At 69.6% G+C, this 21,317-nt stretch carries 18 protein-coding genes; 9 read left to right on the top strand and 9 right to left on the bottom strand.

The genetic code is table 11. From position 1 onward, the window contains the following. Positions 1-1,556 precede the first annotated feature (1,556 nt). Entirely contained in the window at positions 1,557-2,234 is a 678-nt protein-coding gene (locus AGRA3207_RS08220) for a serine hydrolase (protein ID WP_231333963.1), read from the bottom strand. A gap of 291 nt (positions 2,235-2,525) precedes the next feature. On the opposite strand from AGRA3207_RS08220, the gene AGRA3207_RS08215 reads away from it, so the two are divergent. After that, positions 2,526-3,170: a GntR family transcriptional regulator gene (locus tag AGRA3207_RS08215; protein ID WP_231333962.1), complete on the top strand. Its 645-nt coding sequence runs from the start codon at positions 2,526-2,528 to the stop codon at positions 3,168-3,170. A 14-nt stretch (positions 3,171-3,184) separates the two neighbouring features. Beyond that, the gene (locus tag AGRA3207_RS08210) at positions 3,185-3,652 is read left to right on the top strand and encodes an OsmC family protein (protein ID WP_231333961.1); all 468 of its coding nucleotides are present in this window, start codon (positions 3,185-3,187) and stop codon (positions 3,650-3,652) included. Between the two features lie 879 nt (positions 3,653-4,531). On the opposite strand, the gene AGRA3207_RS08205 is transcribed toward AGRA3207_RS08210, so the two are convergent. Further along, the gene (locus tag AGRA3207_RS08205; RefSeq protein ID WP_231333960.1) at positions 4,532-4,864 is read right to left on the bottom strand and encodes a winged helix-turn-helix transcriptional regulator; all 333 of its coding nucleotides are present in this window, start codon (positions 4,862-4,864) and stop codon (positions 4,532-4,534) included. A 1,608-nt stretch (positions 4,865-6,472) separates the two neighbouring features. On the opposite strand from AGRA3207_RS08205, the gene AGRA3207_RS08200 reads away from it, so the two are divergent. Continuing rightward, on the top strand, positions 6,473-7,522 hold the full coding sequence (locus AGRA3207_RS08200) for a lipoate-protein ligase LplAB (protein ID WP_231333959.1): 1,050 nt from the start codon (positions 6,473-6,475) through the stop codon (positions 7,520-7,522). Position 7,523: 1 nt separating this feature from the next. Here the strand turns inward: AGRA3207_RS08200 and AGRA3207_RS08195 are convergent, their stop codons facing one another. Then, positions 7,524-8,639, bottom strand: coding sequence for a Gfo/Idh/MocA family protein (locus tag AGRA3207_RS08195; protein WP_231333958.1), 1,116 nt, complete (start codon positions 8,637-8,639; stop codon positions 7,524-7,526). Between the two features lie 121 nt (positions 8,640-8,760). Here AGRA3207_RS08195 and AGRA3207_RS08190 point away from each other — a divergent pair, with 121 nt between their 5' ends. The 3 genes from AGRA3207_RS08190 to AGRA3207_RS08180 all read left to right on the top strand — a co-directional run bounded on the left by AGRA3207_RS08190 (position 8,761) and on the right by AGRA3207_RS08180 (position 11,862). Continuing rightward, the gene (locus AGRA3207_RS08190; protein WP_231333957.1) at positions 8,761-9,402 is read left to right on the top strand and encodes a TetR/AcrR family transcriptional regulator; all 642 of its coding nucleotides are present in this window, start codon (positions 8,761-8,763) and stop codon (positions 9,400-9,402) included. 200 nt (positions 9,403-9,602) lie between these two features. Further along, entirely contained in the window at positions 9,603-11,111 is a 1,509-nt protein-coding gene (locus AGRA3207_RS08185) for a TerD family protein (protein ID WP_231333956.1), read from the top strand. Between the two features lie 88 nt (positions 11,112-11,199). Continuing rightward, positions 11,200-11,862 (top strand): nitroreductase family protein, encoded by a 663-nt coding sequence (locus tag AGRA3207_RS08180; RefSeq protein WP_231333955.1) that lies wholly within the window; start codon positions 11,200-11,202, stop codon positions 11,860-11,862. A 58-nt stretch (positions 11,863-11,920) separates the two neighbouring features. Here AGRA3207_RS08180 and AGRA3207_RS08175 read toward each other — a convergent pair whose 3' ends face one another. Both AGRA3207_RS08175 and AGRA3207_RS08170 read right to left on the bottom strand, forming a co-directional pair. Then, the gene (locus AGRA3207_RS08175) at positions 11,921-12,553 is read right to left on the bottom strand and encodes an HhH-GDP family DNA glycosylase (RefSeq protein ID WP_231333954.1); all 633 of its coding nucleotides are present in this window, start codon (positions 12,551-12,553) and stop codon (positions 11,921-11,923) included. A 73-nt stretch (positions 12,554-12,626) separates the two neighbouring features. Then, the gene (locus tag AGRA3207_RS08170; RefSeq protein WP_231336261.1) at positions 12,627-13,337 is read right to left on the bottom strand and encodes a ribonuclease HII; all 711 of its coding nucleotides are present in this window, start codon (positions 13,335-13,337) and stop codon (positions 12,627-12,629) included. Positions 13,338-13,743: 406 nt separating this feature from the next. Between AGRA3207_RS08170 and AGRA3207_RS08165 the strand changes: the two genes are divergently transcribed. Further along, positions 13,744-16,305 carry an AAA family ATPase gene (locus AGRA3207_RS08165; RefSeq protein ID WP_231333953.1) on the top strand — a complete coding sequence of 854 codons (2,562 nt, stop codon included), beginning with the start codon at positions 13,744-13,746 and terminating at the stop codon, positions 16,303-16,305. A gap of 83 nt (positions 16,306-16,388) precedes the next feature. Next, positions 16,389-17,474 (top strand): winged helix DNA-binding domain-containing protein, encoded by a 1,086-nt coding sequence (locus AGRA3207_RS08160; protein WP_231333952.1) that lies wholly within the window; start codon positions 16,389-16,391, stop codon positions 17,472-17,474. Positions 17,475-17,483: 9 nt separating this feature from the next. On the opposite strand, the gene AGRA3207_RS08155 is transcribed toward AGRA3207_RS08160, so the two are convergent. After that, positions 17,484-18,098 (bottom strand): TetR/AcrR family transcriptional regulator, encoded by a 615-nt coding sequence (locus tag AGRA3207_RS08155; RefSeq protein ID WP_231333951.1) that lies wholly within the window; start codon positions 18,096-18,098, stop codon positions 17,484-17,486. A gap of 68 nt (positions 18,099-18,166) precedes the next feature. Between AGRA3207_RS08155 and AGRA3207_RS08150 the strand changes: the two genes are divergently transcribed. Continuing rightward, on the top strand, positions 18,167-18,922 hold the full coding sequence (locus AGRA3207_RS08150; RefSeq protein ID WP_231333950.1) for an SDR family NAD(P)-dependent oxidoreductase: 756 nt from the start codon (positions 18,167-18,169) through the stop codon (positions 18,920-18,922). A gap of 144 nt (positions 18,923-19,066) precedes the next feature. On the opposite strand, the gene AGRA3207_RS08145 is transcribed toward AGRA3207_RS08150, so the two are convergent. Genes AGRA3207_RS08145 through AGRA3207_RS08135 form a run of 3 tightly spaced genes read right to left on the bottom strand, consistent with a single transcriptional unit; the run spans position 19,067 to position 21,275 of the window. After that, a complete protein-coding gene (locus tag AGRA3207_RS08145; RefSeq protein ID WP_231333949.1) occupies positions 19,067-19,915 on the bottom strand; it encodes a 5-oxoprolinase subunit C family protein in 849 nt (282 codons plus the stop codon). After that, on the bottom strand, positions 19,912-20,526 hold the full coding sequence (locus tag AGRA3207_RS08140; protein ID WP_231333948.1) for a 5-oxoprolinase subunit B family protein: 615 nt from the start codon (positions 20,524-20,526) through the stop codon (positions 19,912-19,914). Before AGRA3207_RS08140 ends, AGRA3207_RS08145 begins: the two co-directional genes overlap by 4 nt. Beyond that, positions 20,523-21,275 carry a LamB/YcsF family protein gene (locus tag AGRA3207_RS08135; RefSeq protein ID WP_231333947.1) on the bottom strand — a complete coding sequence of 251 codons (753 nt, stop codon included), beginning with the start codon at positions 21,273-21,275 and terminating at the stop codon, positions 20,523-20,525. Before AGRA3207_RS08135 ends, AGRA3207_RS08140 begins: the two co-directional genes overlap by 4 nt. Positions 21,276-21,317: the final 42 nt, after the last annotated feature.

Here is a 21,317-nt window from a genome sequence, read left to right as displayed (position 1 = left end):
AACTTCAGCGCTTCACGAAGTCGAGTGCATCTGCTCCAGCGCACCCAAGCTCGCGAGGATACGACCGTCGACTCGCAGCTGCTGGACGCTCACCTTTCCGATCGGAGAAAAGCGCGCGCACTTGCAGTAGGTGCCTTCCTCAATAGGCGAGTTGGTGCCCATGGTGGTCGGCGAGGCCAGTCCTGCTTCTTCGCGAGAGGGTCCCGGGGTTTCCCGGGCCCTCTGCCCGGTTCCTCGTCCTGGCGCGTTCGTTGACCCGGATCAACTGGCGGGGCTCGTCGCCAGCTTGAGCGACTCTGGCCGCCGCAGCGTCGGTCGGCGGGGGAGCTCTCCGTCCATGCGAACCGTCTGGGTCATCGGGACCGCCAGAAGACACTGCAAGAGGCTCCCGGCTGCGTCACGGCTTGCGGTGTGTTCCGCCTGTGCGCCTGGCAACACGGCATCCTCGCGGGAGCCCGCCCTGGCCAGGACGGGCACGGTGGGAACGAAGGTGTGCAACCGGGTAGCGCGCGATACCCCGCGCTCGGCCTCGGATTGAGAGGACGGACGTTCGTCTCGGGGTGATGGCCCTTCGTCGGTGATGTCTGACGTCCACCGCGGCCGGGACGTCGTGCCGGTGCTGTGGGGCGGTGGCAAGCGCTTCAATTTCCTGATGGACGTCGCGTGGTGAAGTACGCGCGGGCGCAGGTCCAGACTGCGGCGGCGCCGTATCGCGGTTCGCTGGACGGGTGCGCGAGGCGGTGCTGGCCGGGGAACTGATCCGCACGCGGCTCGGTGTAGGCGAAGTAGCAGCGATTGCCGATCGCAGTATGCAAAGGGCTGTGACCCGATCGCGTGGTGGTCGTTCGCGCTGTGGCGGTGATGGGCGCCGCAGCGATGCGACCACCCTGCCGCTTGCAGACGGTTCGCCAACCCAGCGTCGGCGACGCCACAGAGCCTGTGTGGAGTCGGCAAGATCCACGTCACCTGGTGCGCAGTCGCCCTGGGTGGGTGGGACGGATCGTCCGCCCACCCAGGGGTCCTTCTCAAGTGGCTTCAGCCAGCAGCGAGCGCGCTACCTGATTGGCGGTGCGATACCCGGAGGCGCGCCACCGGAGGCTGCCGGGCCTCCCACCCGCCCCGCGACAACCCGGTTCGCCGCACCCATGGGCCCTACCGGGCATCTGGCGGAGCGATGTCGCGCCCGCCCAAGAGCGGCCCGAGTGCGAGCCGCCGGGCAAGTTCCGTGGGAGGGGCCTCGAAGTACGGAGGTACTGCCTAGTTCAGGTCAATCAGCGGAGGGGGCGGAGCGGCGCGGGCCAGGACACGAGGCACGTAGAGAAACGCGGACCGAGGTGCCCGGCGACGCGAGCCGCCCGAGCCAGCGAGTGACGCGTCACTGACGATGCACCGTTCGGGTCCGCGTCGGCATGTCGGCCGCGCTGCTGTACGGACGGCAGAGCTGACCGACCACTCCTCTGGGCTCGGGTCGTTGGGACTACGCCCGCCCGAGGAGGCGCTTCGGATCCCATGGATGCCCGACATTGCAACCGTGCCTGTTCGATGAACGCGGCATATCACACGTCGAGGTCGTGTCGGGACGGAGCGAGCGCACTGGTGACCATCCTGGTGACGTGCTCCAAGGTGGTGATGCCGTCCCGCATGCTGGGGTGGCGTTCAGAGATGGCGGCGATCATGTAGGTGCGGCCGTGGGCGCGGACCAGGCCGACGCTGTTGATCGTCCAAAGGCCGCCGTGCGCGTCGCGGGGCAGCCAGCCGTTCTTGAGGGCGACGCCGAAGTCAGAATCGGCCGACGCGCTCACCCCCCAGGCTTGCTCCGGCACCACGTCCGCCATCAGACCGCGGACGTAACGGCGGTTCGCGGGCCGGATTCGGCTATGGCCGGACGTGAGGGCGGTGAGCAGGCGTATCTGGTCGGTGACCGTGGTGGTCGTGGAGCCCCAGGCGCCGCCGGGCCCGGGTTCCGTCGCGCGGAGTCCGAGCAGGCGGTTCGCGGCGGCCAGCCCGTCCGAGCCGCCGATCATGTACCAGAGAGCGGTCGCCGCGTCGTTGTCGCTGACCGTGATCGCCCGTTCGGCGAGCGTCTTCTCTCTCGCCGTGAGCCGCCGTCCTTCGCGCTGCGCTTTCAGGAGGAGTGCGAGGACGATGTCGAGCTTGACGATGCTCGCGGTCGCCGTCCGCAGCCTTCGGCGGTAGGTGTAGGACAGGCTGTCGGTCCGGACTGATATCGCCACAGTTCCTGGACGTCGCTTCAGGTAGCGGTCGAGGGCCCGCGTCAGCGCAGCGCGTTCGGAGCGGGTGAAGGAGGCCGGTGGGCGTGCTGGTTCCATGGTCGGTGGTGTCGCCGTGGCCGGTGCCGATACTGGACGAGGACCGTCCGGGAGCCGCGATGACCCGGTCACGGACAGCACGATGATGGCAGTCGCGCCCACTAGTGCCGTACGCGACCGTCGCCCCATGAAGGCAGTGTTGTGATCTCGGTGTTGCTCCTCCGTTAACCCATTTGTATGCAATGTATGCTTTGCATGCAGAAGGAGGAGTGCGTGCAGGTCGACACGGTTTACAAGCGGCTGAGGGAACTGATCGTCGCGGGTGAGTACCCGCCCGGCGAACGGCTCACGGAGGCGGCATTGAGCGAGACGCTTGCGGTGAGCCGGACGCCGGTCCGGGAGGCGCTTCGCAGGCTGGAAGGCGACGGCCTGGTCCTCGGCGCGGGCCGGGGCGTCGTCGTGAACCGCCTCACCCCCGAGTATCTGGACCATGCTTACGAGGTCAGGGCGGCGCTGGAGTCGCTCACCGCACAACTCGCCGCCGGACGGCAGCGCGCGGGACGCATCGCGCCCGCGTCCTTGACCGGCCTGGAACGGGATGCGCTGCTGCTGGAAGAGGTGACCGCCTCGGGTGATCTGGCTCGCGCCGTCGCCCTGAACCGGCAGTTCCACCGGACTGTGGCCGAATTGGCGGGCAACCCCATCGCGCTGGACGCCCTCGAACGGCTCTGGGACCAGATCATCGTCTCGACGCGGGAGTCGCTCGTCCGTCCAGAGCGCGGGCCGGTGGTCTCGGCAGAGCACCGGGATCTCGTGCGGGCGATCCTCCATGGCGACGAGGCTCAGGCGGGACGGATCGCGGGTGACCATGTGCGCGCCACCAGAGCGACGCTGACCTGACAAGGAGGACCGTAATGGCCAAGAGTCACCGCTACGAGGTGTCTGTGACGTGGACCGGCGACCTCGGGACGGGGACGAGTTCCTACCGCGCCTACGAGCGCTCCCACGAGGTGGCGGTGCCGGGCAAGCCACCGATCCCGGGCAGTTCGGACCCCGGCTTTCGCGGCGACGCGCATCGCTGGAACCCGGAGGAACTTCTCGTCGCCTCCCTCTCCCAGTGCCACATGCTGTGGTTCCTCCACCTGTGCGCCACGGAGAAGATCGTCGTCACCGCCTACACCGACGAAGCCTGCGGAACCATGATCGAAACACCGGACGGGGGTGGGCGGTTCGATGAGGTAGTACTGCGGCCCCGGGTTGAATGCGCCGTCACCGGAATGGCCGATCAGCTCGCCGCTCTGCATGAGCGCGCCCACAAGCTCTGCTTCATCGCGAACTCGGTGAACTTCCCGGTCCGCCACGAACCGGCGTTTGTCGAATGACGTCAGTCGGTCCGAACTCGTCCTCATCTGCAACTGATCTACACAGAGCGGAGCGGCGCCGGGCCCAGCGAGGCCCACGCTGAGTCGCAACCTCGCCTTTGGCCCGCAGGCGATCGACCACTCCACCTGGAGTCCGGACGCGCACGCGGGCAGGCCCAGGCCGTTCGCGGAGACCACCTCAGCTGAGGCGCTATACCGAACGCCGACACTCCTCCGCAGGCTCGCCGCATCCGCATCTCCACGACCAACGCGGAGCCCTCAAGCAGGACAGGAGCCACTGACGGAACCACTACCAGCGGAGACCGATCGGAAAACAGAACGGCGTCCCTCGCCAGAAGGCGGGAAGGCCACGAACGCATTCACGCCTTCTCGGGGTAGCTAAAACGCCGCGAGCTTCTGCACGAGTCCACGTCTCGGAGGCGACGTAGGCATACCGCCCTCTTGTGACGGACCCACAACCAGCGGCGACCGATTCGACGAAGACGGAACGACGTCCCTTACCAGCGAAGCCGGGAACGTTGTGGACGCATCCTGTTCGCCATTCCGGACTAGCGGGCACACCCCCAGCCTCGGCACGGGTCCACGTCGCGGAGGCGATGTGGGCATGCCGCTCTCTTGCACGGCATGCCCCGCGCCCTGAACGCACTTCATCGCCTGAACAAGCTCATCAGGAAAGACTTGCCCTCCCTACACGACGCGGCCGACACGAAGTGAACGCCATCCTCGTAAATCAGCCCGGCTGCCGTCCTCGGGCCCCTAGGAGCGCACCCCGGGGGCCCGAGGCGCCGACCAGCTAAATGACAGCGCCGAGGTTGGCCGCGTCGTGGAAGACCTCCCCTTCCCCGGGGCAGATCGGGGGGAACCAGGTGCACGAGCGGTTCAGATGCCAGGTCGCATCGTCGCAGCCCATCGGTCCGACCAGGTGGAGAGGGGGCCGAAAGCCTCCCGCGCGTCCTGACCGAGTTCCGTTAACGTGTGACGGCCATCCGGCGTCTGCTGGACGAGCCCCGCCTCGATCAGTTCGAGGAGCCGCTGGCGCAGCACACTGGAGGACATGCCGTCGCAGCGCTGCTGGAGCGGGCGAAAGCCCAGCGGTTCCTCGTGTAGTTCCCAGATGATGCGCAACGTCCAGCGCCGACCAAAGAGATCGAGTGCCGCCATGAGCGGCCGGCCGGTGGACGAGCCGGGGGCGGACCTTCCAGGGATCACCATGCCTCTCATCTTCCGGGTTCGACCCCCCTCCTGAAACATCGTCGAGGCCAGAGGGGTGTCCCGTCGGGATCTCCGCCCCACTTTCCGTTAGGCGAACCCGACGACCACGACCGACAAGCAACGCGGATCGTCCCCTTCACGTGCCCCGCACACACTCCGGACACCGCCCCACCCCAGGGCACCGCCCATCCAGTGGATCGAGATCGTCCGCTCACCACGATCGTTCGATCACGGGAATTGTCCAGCGCTGGGGATTGCCTCCCGATGGGGATTACCCGGCGATGGGACTGCCTGGACAAGGCGGGGTTTGCCCGACCACGGCGTTTGCCCGACGACAGGGTTCGACCGCCCACAGGGTTCGTCCGCCACGGGGATCGTCCGACGACAGGGATCATCCGTCCACGGGGTTCGTCCGTCCACGGGGTTCGTCCGTCCACGGGGTTCGTCCGTCCACGGGGTTCGTCCGTCCACGGGGTTCGTCCGTCCACGGGGTTCGTCCGTCCACGGGGTTCGTCCGCCCACGGGGTTCGTCCGACGACAGGGTTCGTCCGCCCACCGAGATTGTTCGACCACAGGGATTGCCCGACCACGGGCATCGTCCGGCGATAGGGATTGCCCGGCGATGGAGCTCGTCTGGCATGGGATTCGTCCGCCCACAGGGATCGCCCACCCATAGAGATCGCCCACCCATAGAGATCGCCCGACCATAGGGATCGCCCAAGACCGAGGATGTCCGAGGACTGGGGTGCCCGGGTGCCGAGGCGGACCGCGCGCTGGGGTTGCCGCGCGCCGCGTCGCCCGAGTGTCGTGATTGTTCATGCCTCGGGTTGCTGTGCTCTAGGGGTCGCTTGAGTGTCGAGGTTGTCCCCGCGTCATGGGTGCTTGGGCGTCGGGGTTGTCCGCATGCTGGGGGTTGCCGCGCGCTGGGGTTGTCCGAGTGCCGGGATCCTCTATGTGCTGGAGTCGCTTGCGTGTTGGGTTGCCCGCACGCCGAAGGTCCGCGCTCCGAAAATGCTGCGCGCCGAGATCATCTCCAGGTGTCATCAAGATCATGGCCAAATGCAGCTAGGTCGAGGCTCGCCGGTTGCGCGTTCGCGGTGGGCCGTCAGGGTCTGTGCGGAGTCGGTCACTTTGATCGGAGGACGACTGCTATGGCGATCGAGGTAGTGGTGAAGGGCGCTGGAGCCATGGCGGGAACGCTGGGGGGTGAGCCAGGCCGAGGGAGACGCTTGGGCGACGCCACTCCGGAGTAGCTCGGTGGGGCGTACTTCGGCGTTGTCTCCTGCTGGCTGGTCGGGTGCGCGGTGGCGGTTGCGCGGTCGGCGCATGGTTGTGGTTCGCCTTGTGGAGGTCAGGGCCGTGTCTTCGCCACGTGGTGGATCTGGAGGGTGGGGTCCGGCTGAGGGCAGGTTGGTGCGTGGGAGTGCGTGGTGGTGACTGTTGGTCATGGGTGGTCGCTTGGCGGTGACGGGATAGGGGTCCGGGCTGGTTGTGGGCGGCGAGGGCGGTCGTGTGACCGTTTGCCCTCGGCACGTGGGCTAGGGCGGTGGCGTCCTCCCCGCTGGTGAGTGGAATCGGGGTTGGTCGGGCGGGGTTGGGGTGTAAGTGATGCATGGTGAGTACAAGGTGCCCGGCGGCAAGCTTGTGGTCGTCGATGTGGATGTCGTGGACGGTCTGCTGCGCGGTCCTAGGGTCAGTGGCGACTTCTTCCTGGAGCCGGACGAGGCGCTTGATGCCATCAACGCCGTCCTGGACGGTCTGCCGGCCGGACTTGAAGGCAAGGAGATCGGGGCTCGCGTCCAGGCCGGGTTGCCGCGCGGAACGGTGATGTTGGGGATCACCGCGGAGGCCGTGGGGATCGCGGTCCGGCGTGCGGTCGCGCGGGCTTCGGACTGGCGGGATCACGAGTGGCGGCTGATTCATGAAGGGCCGCAAGGACCGGCTCTGCACATGGCGCTCGACCAGGTGCTCGCGGAGGAGGTGGGAGCCGGTCGGCGGCCGCCGACGCTGCGGGTGTGGGAGTGGGCCTCGCCCGCAGTGGTCATCGGCAGCTTCCAGTCCCTGCGCAACGAGGTGGACGCCGAGGCCGCGGCGCGGTACGGGGTGGAGGTCGTCCGGCGGATCAGCGGGGGCGGTGCGATGTTCATCGAGCCGGGCAATACGATCACCTATTCGCTGTACGCGCCGGAGACGCTGGTGGCGGGCATGTCGTTCGCGGAGAGCTATGCGTTCCTCGACGACTGGGTTCTGGGGGCGCTCGGCGAGGTGGGTATCAGGGCCTGGTATCAGCCACTGAACGACATCACCTCGGATAACGGGAAGATCGCGGGGGCGGCGCAGAAGCGGCTGGCCGCGGGGGCCGTCCTGCATCACGTGACCATGGCGTACGACATCGACGCCGCGAAGATGCTGCAGGTGCTGCGCATCGGCAGGGAGAAGGTGTCCGACAAGGGCATCGCCAGCGCGAACAAGCGGGTCGATCCGCTGCGTCGGCAGACCGGCCTTCCCCGGGAGGAGATCATCGAGCGGATGATCGGGCACTTCCGGGGCCGTTACGGGCTGGTCGGCGACAAGATCAGCGAGGATGAACTGCGTCTCGCCGGCAAGTACGTGACGGACAAGTTCGGTACGCAGGAATGGACGGCTCGCGTGCCGTGAATCACGGGTCCAATGTCTGCCGCCTTCCTGTCTCCGCCGAGAGGCGGACGGCGTCGAGCAGACGGTGGACGCGCAGGCCCGCGTGGAAGTCCGGGGTGCTGTGGGTTCCGGTGGCGATGTCGTCGGCGAGGCCGGCGTAGAAGCGTGCGATGTTGACGACCTCCGCGTCGGCTGGTGGCCCCAGGTAGTGCTGAGGTATGGGCAGTTCCTTGTGTGCTGTGCCGGGGCCCTGGGTACCGTGGACGGCCAGCGTCCCGATCTGAATACCTTCCGCGGCGGCGGGGCCGCTGGATCGGATCACAAGATCGCCCTCGGTGCCCGCGATCTCGACCCGGGTGCGGGCGCCGGAGATCTTCGCGTCGTGGACGTGGACGGCGGCGGTCGCGCCGTCGGCCAGGACGGCGTTGACCACGATCTGGTCGGGAGTGGTGACCTTGATCGTCTCCCGACGGGGGACCACGGTGTACTCGGTGCGCTGGACGGCGACCGTCGAGGAGAGCTCGGTGACGGGCCCGGCCAGATACTCCAAGGCATCGAGGGTGTGGCCGGCGCCTACCTCCAGTGGTCCCGCTGCGTTGGCCTGGTCGAACGTGTAGGCGATCCATTCGGGGATCTCCGCGGCGGCGCCCTTGCCTCGTGCCGAATAGACGTTCACGGAGGTCACTCGTCCCACGAAGCCGTCGGCCACCAAATCGCGTGCGTACTGGACGGCGGGGGAGAAGCGGGCCTGGAGCCCTACCGCGTGGCGGACACCGGCGCGCTGTGCCAGCCGCGCAAGTCGTTCGGCTTCGGCGGTGGTCCGGGTGAGGGGCCATTCGCAGTACACGTGCTTGCCCGCGTCCAGTGCCGCCTTGGCGAGAGCGAAGTGCATGGGCACTTTCACAGTGATGGCCACGAGGTCGACGTCAGGGTGGGACGCGAGCTCCCCGGCATCAGTGAACGCGTGCCTGACACCGAAGCGGCGGGCGGCCTCATCGGCGGAGGCACGCCTGCTGGTGCCGACGGCGGTGATCTCGTAGCCCGGCAGGGCCTGGAGCGCCGGGATGTGCGCCCGCATCGCCCAACCCCGGTCGGGGCTGGCGCCGACGATGCCCACCCGGATCTTGTCGCTGGTCATGGGAGCCCCCTGGTGGATAAGCGGACGTGATCAGTCCGTTTCGATCGACGATAGCCGAAGCGGACGCTAGTCGTCCACTTGAAACGGAGAGTAACCGTCCGCTTATCGCTAGCATGGGATCATGACCACGATTCCGAGCGCCGTCGACCGGCTGCTGGACGACGGCTCGGGCCGCCGTCCGCGTGCCGATGCCAGGCGCAACGTGGAACGTCTGGTCCGCGCGGCGCGTGAGGCTGCGGGGGAGATCGGCGGCGAGATCACCGCGCACGAGATCGCCCGCCGGGCGGGGGTGGGCGTCGGGACGTTCTACCGGCGGGTCAGCACCCTTGAGCTGTTGCTGGAGGCCGTCCTGGCCGAGGTGCTCGGTGAGATCGTCGCCAAGGGCGACGAAGGGCTGGCCGATCCCGACCCGTGGGGCGGCTTCACCGGCTTCGCCTCGGCCTACATCCGCCTGCGCAACGAGTTGTGCGACATCAACGAGGCCCTCGGCGGGCCGCTCGACCACGCGAGGTCCGAACTGCGTGACCGCATCCGCCTGCTCGTCGCGCGGGCGCAGGAAGCCGGGATCATGCGCGCCGACGTCACCTGGCAGGACGTCGCGTTCCTGCTGGTCTCGGTTTCCACCAGTGACCACACCCTGGGGCTGCGGGCGGGCCAAGAGCAGTGGGACCGGAACCTCCAAGTCGTCTTGGACGGCCTGCGCACGCCCCAGCCGGCGGCCCTCCCCGGGACACCGCCCATCGACACCACCGCCTCCGCGTGACGTTCGCCGATGGGCCGCCCTGGCGCGGTCCGGTGAGCAGGGGCATCATCAGGCCGGACCTTTCAGGGGCCCTGCGATGTGGTGGAGCGTTACACCGGAACTCCGTGGTCGCGTTGTCCGTCCTCCCCTCGTGGCAGGTCGCGGGGGCCGCGCGGCTGCCCGTAGGTTTGGTTGACGTCGGCTGATGATGAGGAGCGTTCATGTCCATGCAGAAGGGCGCCAACACCGCGGTGCCGGTTCCCTCGGTCCGGGTCGAGCTCGGCTGGCAGGGCGGCCCGGGCGTTCCGGACGCGGATGCGTCCGCCCTGCTGCTCGCCGGTTCGGGCCGGGTGCGCTCGGACGATGACTTCGTCTTCTACAACCAGCCCGCTCATGGCTCCGGCGCAGTCCGGCACGAGGGCAAGCAGCAGGGGCCGACCGTCTTGGACGTTCTGGCGGTCGACCTGGGCCGGGTGGAACCCGACATCGAGAAGATCGTGATCGCGGCCTCCGCGGATGGCGGGACGTTCGGCCAGTTCCAGGGTTTGTACGTGCGCGTGGTGGACGCGGCGGGTGGTACGGAGGTCGCCCGGTTCGACAGCCAGGGCGCCACCACGGAGACCGCCTTCGTGCTGGGTGAGCTGTACCGGCGCCAGGGCGCGTGGAAGTTCCGCGCCATCGGGCAGGGATACGACTCCGGGCTCGCGGGGCTGGCCACCGATTTCGGGATCTCGGTCGACGAGCCCGGTCAGGCTGCCGCTCCGCCGCCCCCGGCTCCCCAGCCCCAGGCGGCGCCCCCTCAGCCCCCGCAACCGCAAGCGCCCCCGCAGCCCCAGGCGCCCCCGCCTCCTCCGGGCGGCCAGTACATGCCGCCACCGCCAGGGCAGTACACGCCGCCTCCTGGTCAGTACGCGCCGCCGCCTCCGCCCGCGCCGGGCCAGTACGCTCCGCCTCCGCCACCTCCTGGCGGTCAGTACAGCCCGCCTCCTCCCGGTGGGCAGTACCCGCCTCAGCCCGGCCAGTACGTTCCGCCTCCGCCTGCCCCCGCGTACGGTCAGCCGCCGCAGGGCCCGCCCCCGCAGCAGCCGCAGCCACAGGGCGGGAAGATCTCCCTTACGAAGAACTCGCCGTCGGTGTCGCTCACCAAGCACGGCGCGACCTCGGGTCACATGCGGGTCAACCTCAACTGGAGCGCGCGGGAGGGCGTCGCCAAGGGACGCCTGGGCAAGCGCCGCCGCGGCGTCGATCTCGACCTGGACCTGTGCTGCCTCTGGGAGTTGATGGACGGCCGCAAGGGCATCATCCACGCGCTAGGAGACATGGGCGCTCTCGATAGGCCGCCCTTCATCAAGCTCGACAAGGACGACCGCACCGGCGCGGTGGAGGCGGGCGAGAACCTCACGATCAACCTCGACCACACCGGCGATTTCAAGCGGATCCTGGTGTTCGCGGAGATCTACGACGGTGCGGACGACTTCCGCGGCCTGGACGCCGTTGCCACGCTGTACCCGCTGGGTTCGCCGCCCATCGAGATGCACATGAACGACTGCATGGACGCCTCCCGTGACGCCGTCCTCGCGCTCATCGAGAACGTCGGAGGGGAACTGGTCGTGCGCAGGGAGGGCCGATACGTCCTGCCGCCGCCAGGCCGTCCGCGCTGGGGCAAGATGACGGTGGACCAGGCGTACGGCTGGAACCTCGACTGGGTGGCCTCACGCGGCAAGGACTGAACGCTCCGGCGTGTGCCGGGACGGCCCCGGAATCTTGGCTGGTCTTGCCGATTGTCCGGGGCCGGAGGCGCACGGTAGGAACGGTGCCATGACCACTCAGCGGCAGTATCCCGTCGTGCCCGCTCCCCATTTCGACGTGCCGGGCGACATGGCGATCGAGCGTGCGCAGGCGTTCGCCGACTCGATGACGTTGCGCCGCACCGTGCGTGACTTCTCACGCCGGCCGGTGCCGCAGGAGGTCCTGGACCATGCGATCCGCGCGGCGGCGACCGCGCCCAGCGGCGCGAACCTGCAGCCGTGGCGGTTCGTCGTCGTGGCCGACCCTGAGCGTAAGCGGCGGTTGCGCGAGGCCGCCGAACAGGAGGAGCGAGAGTTCTACGAGCGGCGCGCCTCGCAGGAATGGCTGGAGGCTCTGGCGCCCTTGGGAACCGACTGGCGCAAGCCGTTCCTGGAGGATGCACCGGCTGTCATCGTCGTCTTCGAGGTGCACAAGGGACCGGAGACTCCACGGCCGTACTACGTGAAGGAGTCCGTTGGCATCGCCGTCGGGTTCCTCTTGGCCGGGTTGCACCAGGCGGGTTTGGCCACCTTGACGCACACTCCGAGCCCCATGCGCTTCTTGAACGAGGTCTGTGAGCGGCCCCCTGAGGAGCGTGCCTACGTCGTGATCCCCGTCGGCTATCCGGCGGACGACGCGATGGTGCCCGACATCACCCGCAAGCCGATCGACGAGGTCGTCGTCAGGATGTGACCGCAGTCCGGCCGCCGTGCTTTGTCCCGGCGGCCGGGACGGTCACGTAGCCGAAACGTCAGGCGGCCTTGACTGTGGCGGCCAGTTCCTTGTCGCGGGCCACCCGGACCAGGGCGGCTGTCAGGCGGGCCAGATCCTTGCCCGGGACTTGCGCGGCCAGCTTGTCGGGGTCCTGGGGGAGGCCGAGTTTCTCGGCGCCCTTCTTGGCCTGGGAGTCGATGTAGGGCCGCAGCCAGGGCCACACGGCCTGCGCCTCCCGGCAGAAGATGTCCACGCCTGTGGGGCCGATCCCGGGGAACTCCCGGAGCAGCCCGGCGGCCTTCTTCGGGTCGTGGCCCGCCGCGGTGGCCAGCTTGCGCAGATCGCCTTGGTACTTGTCCTGGACCAGTTCCGCGGTCTCGCCGAGCCGTGTCGCGGTGCTCTCGTCGTAGCGGACGTAGTGGCCCCTACCCAGGGCGTCGACCCGTTCCTGCCATGTCAGCCCCCGCATGCCGCGTGGTGTCCCGCCACCGGCATCGAACAGTTCCCGTGCGGCGGACAGGGCGATCTCCGAGGAGATGCGGGCGCTCAGCAGGTTGGCCACGACGAGGAGCTTGAACAGTGCGGCGGGCTGGTCCTTGAGCGGCACGCCGGCCTCCTCGGCGACCGTCTTGCCCGACTCCCGCAGCAGCTTCTTCACAACGGCGTCCATGTCATGTACCTCCCGTTGACCGCCGCCCTACCCGGGGTCCTGCGGATGACTCATGCGACGACGGGAGGAGCTGTCACAGGAGGCTGAGCTGACCTTCTCCGGCGAGGGGGTCGCGGTGCTTCTTCAAGTGGCGCCAGCGTGGCAGGTCGTCCAGGTAGGACCAGGACAGCCTGTGGTGGGGTGTGGGGCCGGACTCCTCAAGGGCCCGCTGATGGACGGGCGACGGGTACCCGGCGCTCTCGGCGAACCCGTATCCCGGGCACTCCCCGTCCAGGGAGGCCATGAGCCGGTCGCGGTGGACCTTCGCCAAGACCGACGCGGCCGCGACGGTGACCGACCGCTGGTCGGCCTTGATCTCGCAGCGCACCCGCCAGGGGCTGCGCAGGAAGTCGTGCTTGCCGTCCAGGATCACGATGTCGGGCGGGACGGGCAGCGCCTCCAGCGCGCGCACCGTGGCCCGGCGCAGAGCCTCGGTCATGCCCAGCTCGTCGATCTCCTCGGGGGAGGACGCGCCGACGGCGTGCGCGGCGAGCCATCCGGACAGCATCTCGGCGAACGACTCGCGGTGCGCCTCGGTGAGCAGTTTGGAGTCCGTCAGCCCGATGGTCCTTTTGCCGCGGCCCTCCAGGACGGGCGGCGGGCTCAGATCGGTCACCGCAGCGCAGACGACGACGGGCCCCGCCCAGGCGCCGCGGCCGACCTCGTCGACACCCGCGATACGCACAGGGGCGCCATCCGCGGCGAGTGCGGCGCGTAGTTCGTCCTCGATCTCGTAACCGGCGATGCGGGGGAGCCTCTTGGACGTGGCTGAGGCGGGCTCCACACCGGGTAGGGCGCCGGTCGGGTCGGACAAGGAATCCCCCTCAGAAGGTTTCGCGGCCGTAGCGCGATCCACGTCCACTGGGCGGGCCCTACGAGGACGACTCTGCAAGCGGTCAACTCCTCAGGGCGAGCCCGGTGTCGGGCGCCTCCGATCGTAGGGGGCTCGGCACCCCGCGTGCCCAGAACGAGACGTCCGCAGATTCGTGGTGTCGGTTCCGTAAGGCCGACATCTACTTCTGGACAGTACATAAGTCCTGGTGCGGGGGCGCCTGGCGGACGTGCGCGGGCGCCCGCCGTGACTGTCAGGAGTCGACGAACCGCGTGTGAGGAGTCCCGTTCTGGCACGTCCTGCGCTTTACTCGGTTTTGATGGCTCTGTTTGGCAGGTTCCGCTCCCGCCGGGCGAAGGGCGCCGCGGCACGGGATCTATTCGAGCGCCTGCGGTGGCGCTACTTCCAGGTACCCCCGGGACTGCGTTTCCTGGGGGGCCTGTTGCTCGTCGCCCTGGTGATCGCGGCGATGACCGTGGTGAACGGCCCGATCCTCGGCAGCGCGGCCTTCGCGGTCATCCTGCTCATCGTCGTGCACCTGACGCTGCGGTCGCCGAGCGGCATGGCGGTCATCGCGGTGGTGACGTCCTGGCTGGTGGTGTCGGTCCCGCTGGGTCGGCTCTACCCGGACCAAGGTCACCCCTCCTATCTGAGTCCCGCGCTGCTTCTGGCGCTGCTCGCTCTGCCCGTCGCGTTCATTGCCTTTCGCCTGCGCGGGTACGTTCCATGGCGCACCGCTGTGCTCGCGCTAGGCGCGGCCGGTGTCGCCACGGCCGCCGTCGTGCATCCCTGGCCCGATGGGAACGTCGCGCCGGGGTGGGCTGCGGCGCTTGCCGTCCTCACCTACCGGTGGGACCAGGCCCGGCGTTCGGTGCCCGCCGAGGCATACGAGACGGGCTGGGTGCAGGAGCAGGCCAGCCCCAAAGGGGACGGCGTGCCGGCTCCACGCAAGAACCCCCCTGGAGTGGACAAGAGCGATCGGCCCGACCGGCGGAGTGGGGGCGGCGGCTCCGCCGACAGGCCCGGCTCTGCGCAGTACACCGACGCGGCCATTCCCGCGCCCATCCCGGAGCAGCGCACCACCGCGCAGGCCGCTGATGCGGCCCAGGTGCCCGAGCCCGCGGGGTCGTCCGAGGACATGCCGTCCCTCTCGGTCGCCGAAGCCCTGGACGAGCTGGAGGGCATGATCGGGCTGGAGCCCGTCAAGCGCCAGGTGCGGTCCATCGCCGCGTCGATCGAGGCCGCGCACATGCGTGCCGCTGCGGGGGTGCCGACCGAGAAGCCCATGCGGCACTTCGTGTTCGTCGGGCCGCCCGGGACGGGCAAGACCACCGTCGCGCGCGTCCTGGCGAAGATCTTCTACGCGTTCGGCCTGCTGCCGGAGCCGGCGGTGGTGGAGGCCCAGCGGGCCGACCTGGTCGGCGAGTTCCTCGGTGCCACCGCCATCAAGACCAACCGGCTCATCGACTCCGCCCTCGGCGGGATGCTGTTCATCGACGAGGCGTACGGGTTGGTGAACTCCGCGGAAGGACAGCCCGACCGCTTCGGTGACGAGGCGGTGCAGACGCTGCTCAAGCGCGCCGAAGACGACCGGGACAACCTTGTGGTGATCCTCGCCGGATACGACACGCAGATGGAGGAGTTCCTGGGCTCCAACCCCGGGCTGGCCTCACGGTTCGGCACGCGCGTGCACTTTCCGTCCTATCAGCCTGCCGAGCTCTTGCAGATCGCCGAGTACCACACCGGGCTGCGTGAGGACCGGCTGGACGCCGGTGCCCGCGAACGGCTTGCGGCCCGTTTCGAGGAGGTGGAACGGCGGGGGATCGTCGACGAGCTGGGAAACGGCAGGTTCGTCCGGGCTTTGACCGAGGCCGCGGCGCGCGCGCGGGACGTGCGGGTTGTGGAAGCCGTCGCGTCGTCCGGTGAACCGGCCCCGCCTACCGCCGACGATCTCGTCACCTTGCGCGCCGAGGACGTCGAGGCCGCCTTCGCCGAGGTCACCGAGCGCTACCGCGGCTACGTCGAGACCCCCACCCTGGACGAGGCGCTCAGCTCCCTTGACGCGATGATCGGCCTGGAGCCGGTGAAGCGGCAGGTCCGTGAGATCGCCGCCCAGGTCCAGGTCGCCCGGATGCGCCAGGACCAGGGGCTGGTGACACGCCCCCCGACCCGGCACTTCGTGTTCGCCGGGCCACCGGGCACAGGCAAGACCACGGTCGCGCGGGTGCTCGGCCGCATCTTCGCCGCGTTCGGGCTCCTCGCCCGCCCCGAGGTGGTCGAGGCCCAGCGCGCCGACCTCGTCGGCGAGCACCTCGGGGCGACCGCGCTGAAGACGAACAAGGTGATCGACTCGGCGCTCGGCGGCGTCCTGTTCGTGGACGAGGCGTACGCGCTGAGCAACCCGGGCTACTCGGGTGGCGACCCGTTCGGCGCGGAGGCGGTGCAGACCCTGCTCAAACGCGCGGAGGACGACCGCGACCGCCTCGTCGTCGTGCTGGCCGGGTACGAGGCCGACATGGACCGTTTCCTTTCGTCCAACCCTGGGCTGGCCTCCCGCTTCGACGTGCGCGTGGATTTCCCCTCTTACGGGCCGGACGAGCTGCTCCGCATCGCGCAGCTCATCGCCGAGCAGGGCGGCGACCAGTGGGAGGAACGCGCCCTCGACGACCTCGCGCTGGTGTTCCAGCGCGCATGCGGAACGGGCCGGATCGATGAACTCGGTAACGGGCGCTTCGCCCGATCCATCTACGAGAAGGCGTGCGCGTGCCGTGCGCTACGGGCAGCCGAGCTCGGCTCCGCCGCGACCGCCGCGGACCTTACTCTGCTCACCACGGACGACGTCCGGGACGCCTTCGCCGAACTGGCGCACCGCCTCGCGTAGGGCGTTTGGTTCTCGGGGCGAACGCGCGGCGCCGCCCGCCCTCGATGCTGTGCGCTGTCGGTGGCCTGCGGTGTAATCGGCGTATGGCTTCGGTGACATGGCCGCAGGTGCTGGCCTGGAGGATGCGGCGTCAGTACGTGGAACCGCTGGGGGACGCCTCCGCGCTGGACATCACGCGGCGCCTGGCCGGTGTGCAGGCACAGGTGGCGTCTTCGGCGGAACTCGCCGTCGCGGTACGGCAGGCCGCACCTGATCCAGGTGATGTGCCGCGAGCCCTCTTCGACGATCGGACGCTGGTCAAGACCTGGACGATGCGTGGCACCCTCCACTTGATGCCCGCGGACGAGCTCGGCGCCTACCTCGTCCTCTGCTCGGCGGTCCGCAACTGGGAGAAGGGCAGCTGGCAGAAGAACTTCGGTGCCACGCCGTCCGACCTGGAGGCGATCGCCGGGGCCGCCGCCGGTGCCTTGGCGAAGGGCACCGCGCTCACACGTGGGGAGCTCACCGCCGCCGTAGTGGACGAGACGGGCTCGGGACACCTCGCCGAGGTGCTCGGTTCCGGCTGGGGGGTCCTCCTCAAGCCGCTGGCCTGGTGGGGCGTGCTCTGCTACGGGCCGCCCCGGGGCACCAATGTCACCTTCACCGCCCCAGAGACGTGGCTTCCCGGCTGGAAGGGGCTTCCCCCGGTGGACGAGGCCGCCCGGACGGTCGTCCACGCCTATCTCGGCGCGCACGGGCCCGCGACGCCCGACATGTTCGACAACTGGCTGATGCGCAAGGGCAACCGGAAGAAGGACGTCAAAGCATGGTTCGCCGCAGCCACGGACGGCCTGGCGACCCTCGATGTCGAGGGCGAACCCATGTACGTGTTGGAAGGGCACAGGGACGAACTGCTCGATACGGAGCCGACCTCATCGGTCCGGCTGCTCGGAGCCTTCGACCAGTACGTCCTGGGGGCGGGCACGAGCGCCGCCTACCTCGTCCCGCCCGGACGCCGGGGCGAGGTGAGCCGCGCGGCCGGGTGGATCTCCCCGGTCGTCCTGTATGGAGGGCGCGTCGCCGGTGTCTGGGACGCGAAGGACGGTGATGTGACCGTGACGGCGTTCGAGGACATTCCCGCCGAGCCGCTTGAGGAGGCGAAGGCACGTATCAGGCCGCTCTTGCCCTGAGGTGTGCATCTACTCGGCCCGCCCAGGTGCGTGGGCGTATGTCTCCGTCGGGGGCCAGGTGGAGAGGGCGAGGGCCGCCACCCGGTTCAGGTCGCCGCGGGAGACGCCTCCGGCGGCCTGGACGGAGAGACCGTAGGAGATCGACCAGACGTAGCGGGCCAGGGCGGCGCAGTCGGCGTCCGGGGGCAGGTCCCCTTCGGCGCGGGCACGTTCGAAGCGCGCGGCCAGCTCGGCTTCGCCCGAGCGGCGGCGGGCGGCGATCTCCTCCTGCACGTGGGCGTTCTGCGCGCCGGTCGCGAGCGCGCCCTGGACTACGAGGCAACCGTTCGGCCCGCCGGTGACGACCCTGATCGCGCCGTAAAGGAGTGCTTCGACCACGGCGCGGGAGGTGGGCTCCGCGAGGGCGGTGGTGACGTAGGCTGCGGGGCCCTCCAGGTAGCGGTCCAGTGACTTGCGGAAGAGGGACTCCTTATTGCCGTAGGCGGCGTACAGGCTCGGCCGGTTGATGCCCATCGCCTCGGTCAGGTCCGACATCGCGGTCCCCTCGTAGCCCTGCCGCCAGAAGACCTCAAGGGCGCGGTCGAGGCGCTCGTCCACGTCGAACCCGCGGGGCCGTCCGGTCATGTGCCGACCTCCTTCTTGTGTATCGATCGGTATAGTACGCTGCCGACTTCAATACCGTTCGGTACAAAATGGAGGCGACGGTGGAGCTCGAAGGCAGGGTCGCGCTGGTGACCGGTGGATCGCGGGGGATCGGAGCGGCGACGGCGCGCGCGCTCGCCGAACGCGGTGCGGACGTGGCGATCGGATACACCGCGTCCGCCGGCAAGGCGGAGGAGGTCGTCCGAGACATCGAGGACACCGGGCGCAGAGCGGCCGCCTATCAGGCCGACCAGGCCGATCCCGCACAGGTGGCGAAACTGGTGGCCAGGGTCGTGGAGGACTTCGGGCGGCTTGACGTGCTGGTGAACAACGCAGGGGTCATCACGCACGAGGTCCTCGGAGAGGACGGGACAGGCACGGGCGCACTGGAGCGCATGTACGACGTGAACCTGGGCGGTGTGGTGGCGGCGGTCCGGTCGGCGGCGCCTGTCCTCGCGCAGGGAGGAAGGATCATCACGATCGGATCGAACCTGTCGGCGCGGACGGGCTTCCCCGGCATGGCCGACTACGCGGCCACCAAGGCGGCCGTCATCGGATACAGCAAGGGTGCCGCACGTGACCTCGCACCGCGGGGCATCACCGTGAACGTCATCAGGTCGGGCTCTGTGGCGACGGACATGAACCCCGAGGACGGGCCGTCCGCGGACGCGCAGCGGGCGGCGAACGCGATGGGACGGTTCGGCCGCCCCGAGGAGATCGCGGCCGGAGTGGTCTTCCTGGCGGGACCCAGTGCCTCCTTCGTGACCGGCGCCGTCCTCGACATCGACGGCGGCTATCTAGCCTGAACCCGCCATCGCCTAGGGCGCCGTCCGTGCACGAGCGGGAACGGCCGGTCGAGCACCGGCAGAAGCCATGTGCGGCGCCCCCGGTGACCGAACTGCTGCTGATCCGGGACGGCGTGTCCGCGCCGTCCCGGCCAGGCCGTGGCGTTACAGAAGAAATCGGATCTCCTGGCCGGGACGCAACTGTGCCGCGTCGGACAGGGAAGCGGTGGTGAGCACCGCGATGACGGGATAGCCGCCGGTCGTCGGATGGTCGGCCAGGAAGATGATGGGCAGCCCGCTCGGTGGCACCTGCAGGGAGCCGATGACCATGCCCTCGCTGCTGAGCTCACCTTCACGCCTGCGGGCGAGAGGCGGCCCGTCCAGGCGGACGCCAACGCGGTTGCTGTCCTGTGTGACCGTGTACGGGTTGGAGGTGAGCACGGTCAGCGCATCTGGACGGAACCAGTCGTCGCGTGGGCCGGGCAGGACGCGCAGCACAGGTGTCTCAGGGAGGGGTGGTGCGGGGGCGATGTCCACGGTCATGTCACCCAGATCCTGGACGGGGCCGACGGGCAGCCGGTCTCCGGGCGTGAGAGGCGCGGGCCCCAGGCCCGACAGCAGGTCGGTGGAGCGGCTGCCAAGGACTTCACCGACCGCGATGCCGCCGCGGACGGCCAGGTAGGTGCGCAGTCCAGCAGGAGGCGTGCCCAGCTCGACCACCGCGCCGGAGCGGACATGGCATGGAGCGTTCGTCGCGAACGCGCGGCCATCGATGCGAAGAGGCACCGGTGCGCCCGTGACGGCGATCCAAGCGCGCGCGTGGAAGCGCAGCACGCTCCCACCGAGGGTGAACTCCACGCCCGCTGCGTCTTCCGGATTGGCGACGAGCCGGTTCGCCAGCCGCAGGGCCTTCTCGTCCGCGGCTCCGGAACGCGGCACCCCCAGGTGGGCGTGCCCTGGTCTGCCGAGGTCCTGCACGGTCGCCAGTGGCCCGGTCCGCACGACCTCGATCAAAGGGACTCCTCCCGGAGGAACCGGACCCGCATCCCGGGGCGCAGCAGCGACGGCGGGTCGCGGGTCACGTCCCACAGCGCCAGCCCGCTGCGCCCGAGCAGCCGCCAGCCTCCCGGAGAGCGCGACGGATAGACCGCCGTGTACGGTCCCGCTATCGCCACCGACCCCTCCGGGACCGCCGTGCGGGGTGACTCGCGGCGCGCCACGTGCAGGGCGGGGTCGAGACCGGTGAGATAGCCGAAACCTGGAGAGAAACCCAGGTAGGCGACCGTGTAGGTCGCCGCGGAGTGCTTCACGACGACCTCCTCCCGGGACAGGCCGGTGAGCCGCGCGACCTCATCCAGGTCCGCACCGTCATAGACGACGGGGATCTCCGCCGGTGGGGCGCCCCCGCCGGCGTCCTCCGGCAGCGGCAGTCCCGGCAACTGGGCGGCCAGCCGGTCGAGGTCGGCGGACGGGTCGGCGACCACCAGGACGGTCCGTTCGCCCGGCACGACGTCCACGACACCGGGCAGGTCCGCCTCCCGCAGCGCGGCGTCCAGCCGGTGCGCGGCGTCCAGCCCGTCCGTCTCGACGAGCAGCGCCGCGTCCCCGGCCCGCCGGATCCTCACGCGAACGGCTCCAACGCGACACCCGCATCGGACAGCGCCGAACGGACGGACCGTGCGAGCGCCACCGCGCCCGGCGTGTCACCGTGCACGCACATCGAGCGCGCCCGCAAGGCGACCTCGGTGTCGTCCACCGCCACGACGGTGCCGTCCACCGCCATCCGCACGGCCCTGCGCGCCACGGTCTCCGGATCGTGCAACACGGCCCCGGGTTCGCGCCTGGACACGAGCGCACCGGACGGCGTGTAGGCGCGGTCGGCGAAGCATTCGGCGATGACGGTCAGTTCGCCGGCGATCTCGTAGACAGCCGAGCCCGGCAAGGTCAGCAATGGCAAAGAGGGGTCGTAGGCGCGCACTGCCTCGGCGACGGCCATCGCCTGGACGGGGTCGCGCGCGACCCTGTTGTAGAGGGCGCCGTGCGGTTTCACGTACGCCACCCGGCCGCCCTCCGCGCGCGCTATGCCGTCCAATGCCGCGAGCTGGTAGAGGATCTCGGCGGTCAGCTCGGGCGGGGCGACGTCCATCTCCCGGCGCCCGAAGCCGACCAGGTCGCGGTAGGACACCTGCGCGCCGATCGTCACCCCGCGCCCGGCCGCCGCGGCGCACACCCGCCGCATGATGAGCGGATCGCCGGCGTGGAACCCGCACGCCACGTTCGCACTGGTGATCACGTCGAGCAGCGCGAGGTCGTCGCCCAGCTCCCAGATGCCGAAGCCCTCGCCCAGGTCGGCGTTGATGTCGATGACCGCCATGCCCAAGAACTACCATCGGCCGCCGCACGCGCCGTGGCCGGG

Origin of the sequence: Actinomadura graeca (genome assembly GCF_019175365.1) — a bacterium.
Lineage (GTDB): Bacteria > Actinomycetota > Actinomycetes > Streptosporangiales > Streptosporangiaceae > Spirillospora > Spirillospora graeca.
The sequence above is the reverse complement of the archived record's forward strand: the minus strand, read 5'-3'. Positions and strand labels throughout refer to the sequence as shown.

Coding starts and splice junctions, on each gene's coding strand:
- AGRA3207_RS08200 (WP_231333959.1), top strand. CDS start 6,473: ATGCATGGTGAGTACAAGGTGCCCGGCGGCAAGCTTGTGGTCGTCGAT.
- AGRA3207_RS08155 (WP_231333951.1), bottom strand. CDS start 18,098: ATGACCGGACGGCCCCGCGGGTTCGACGTGGACGAGCGCCTCGACCGC.
- AGRA3207_RS08160 (WP_231333952.1), top strand. CDS start 16,389: ATGGCTTCGGTGACATGGCCGCAGGTGCTGGCCTGGAGGATGCGGCGT.
- AGRA3207_RS08135 (WP_231333947.1), bottom strand. CDS start 21,275: ATGGCGGTCATCGACATCAACGCCGACCTGGGCGAGGGCTTCGGCATC.
- AGRA3207_RS08185 (WP_231333956.1), top strand. CDS start 9,603: ATGTCCATGCAGAAGGGCGCCAACACCGCGGTGCCGGTTCCCTCGGTC.
- AGRA3207_RS08215 (WP_231333962.1), top strand. CDS start 2,526: ATGCAGAAGGAGGAGTGCGTGCAGGTCGACACGGTTTACAAGCGGCTG.
- AGRA3207_RS08210 (WP_231333961.1), top strand. CDS start 3,185: ATGGCCAAGAGTCACCGCTACGAGGTGTCTGTGACGTGGACCGGCGAC.
- AGRA3207_RS08205 (WP_231333960.1), bottom strand. CDS start 4,864: ATGGTGATCCCTGGAAGGTCCGCCCCCGGCTCGTCCACCGGCCGGCCG.
- AGRA3207_RS08175 (WP_231333954.1), bottom strand. CDS start 12,553: ATGGACGCCGTTGTGAAGAAGCTGCTGCGGGAGTCGGGCAAGACGGTC.
- AGRA3207_RS08150 (WP_231333950.1), top strand. CDS start 18,167: ATGGAGGCGACGGTGGAGCTCGAAGGCAGGGTCGCGCTGGTGACCGGT.
- AGRA3207_RS08165 (WP_231333953.1), top strand. CDS start 13,744: ATGGCTCTGTTTGGCAGGTTCCGCTCCCGCCGGGCGAAGGGCGCCGCG.
- AGRA3207_RS08190 (WP_231333957.1), top strand. CDS start 8,761: ATGACCACGATTCCGAGCGCCGTCGACCGGCTGCTGGACGACGGCTCG.
- AGRA3207_RS08195 (WP_231333958.1), bottom strand. CDS start 8,639: ATGACCAGCGACAAGATCCGGGTGGGCATCGTCGGCGCCAGCCCCGAC.
- AGRA3207_RS08180 (WP_231333955.1), top strand. CDS start 11,200: ATGACCACTCAGCGGCAGTATCCCGTCGTGCCCGCTCCCCATTTCGAC.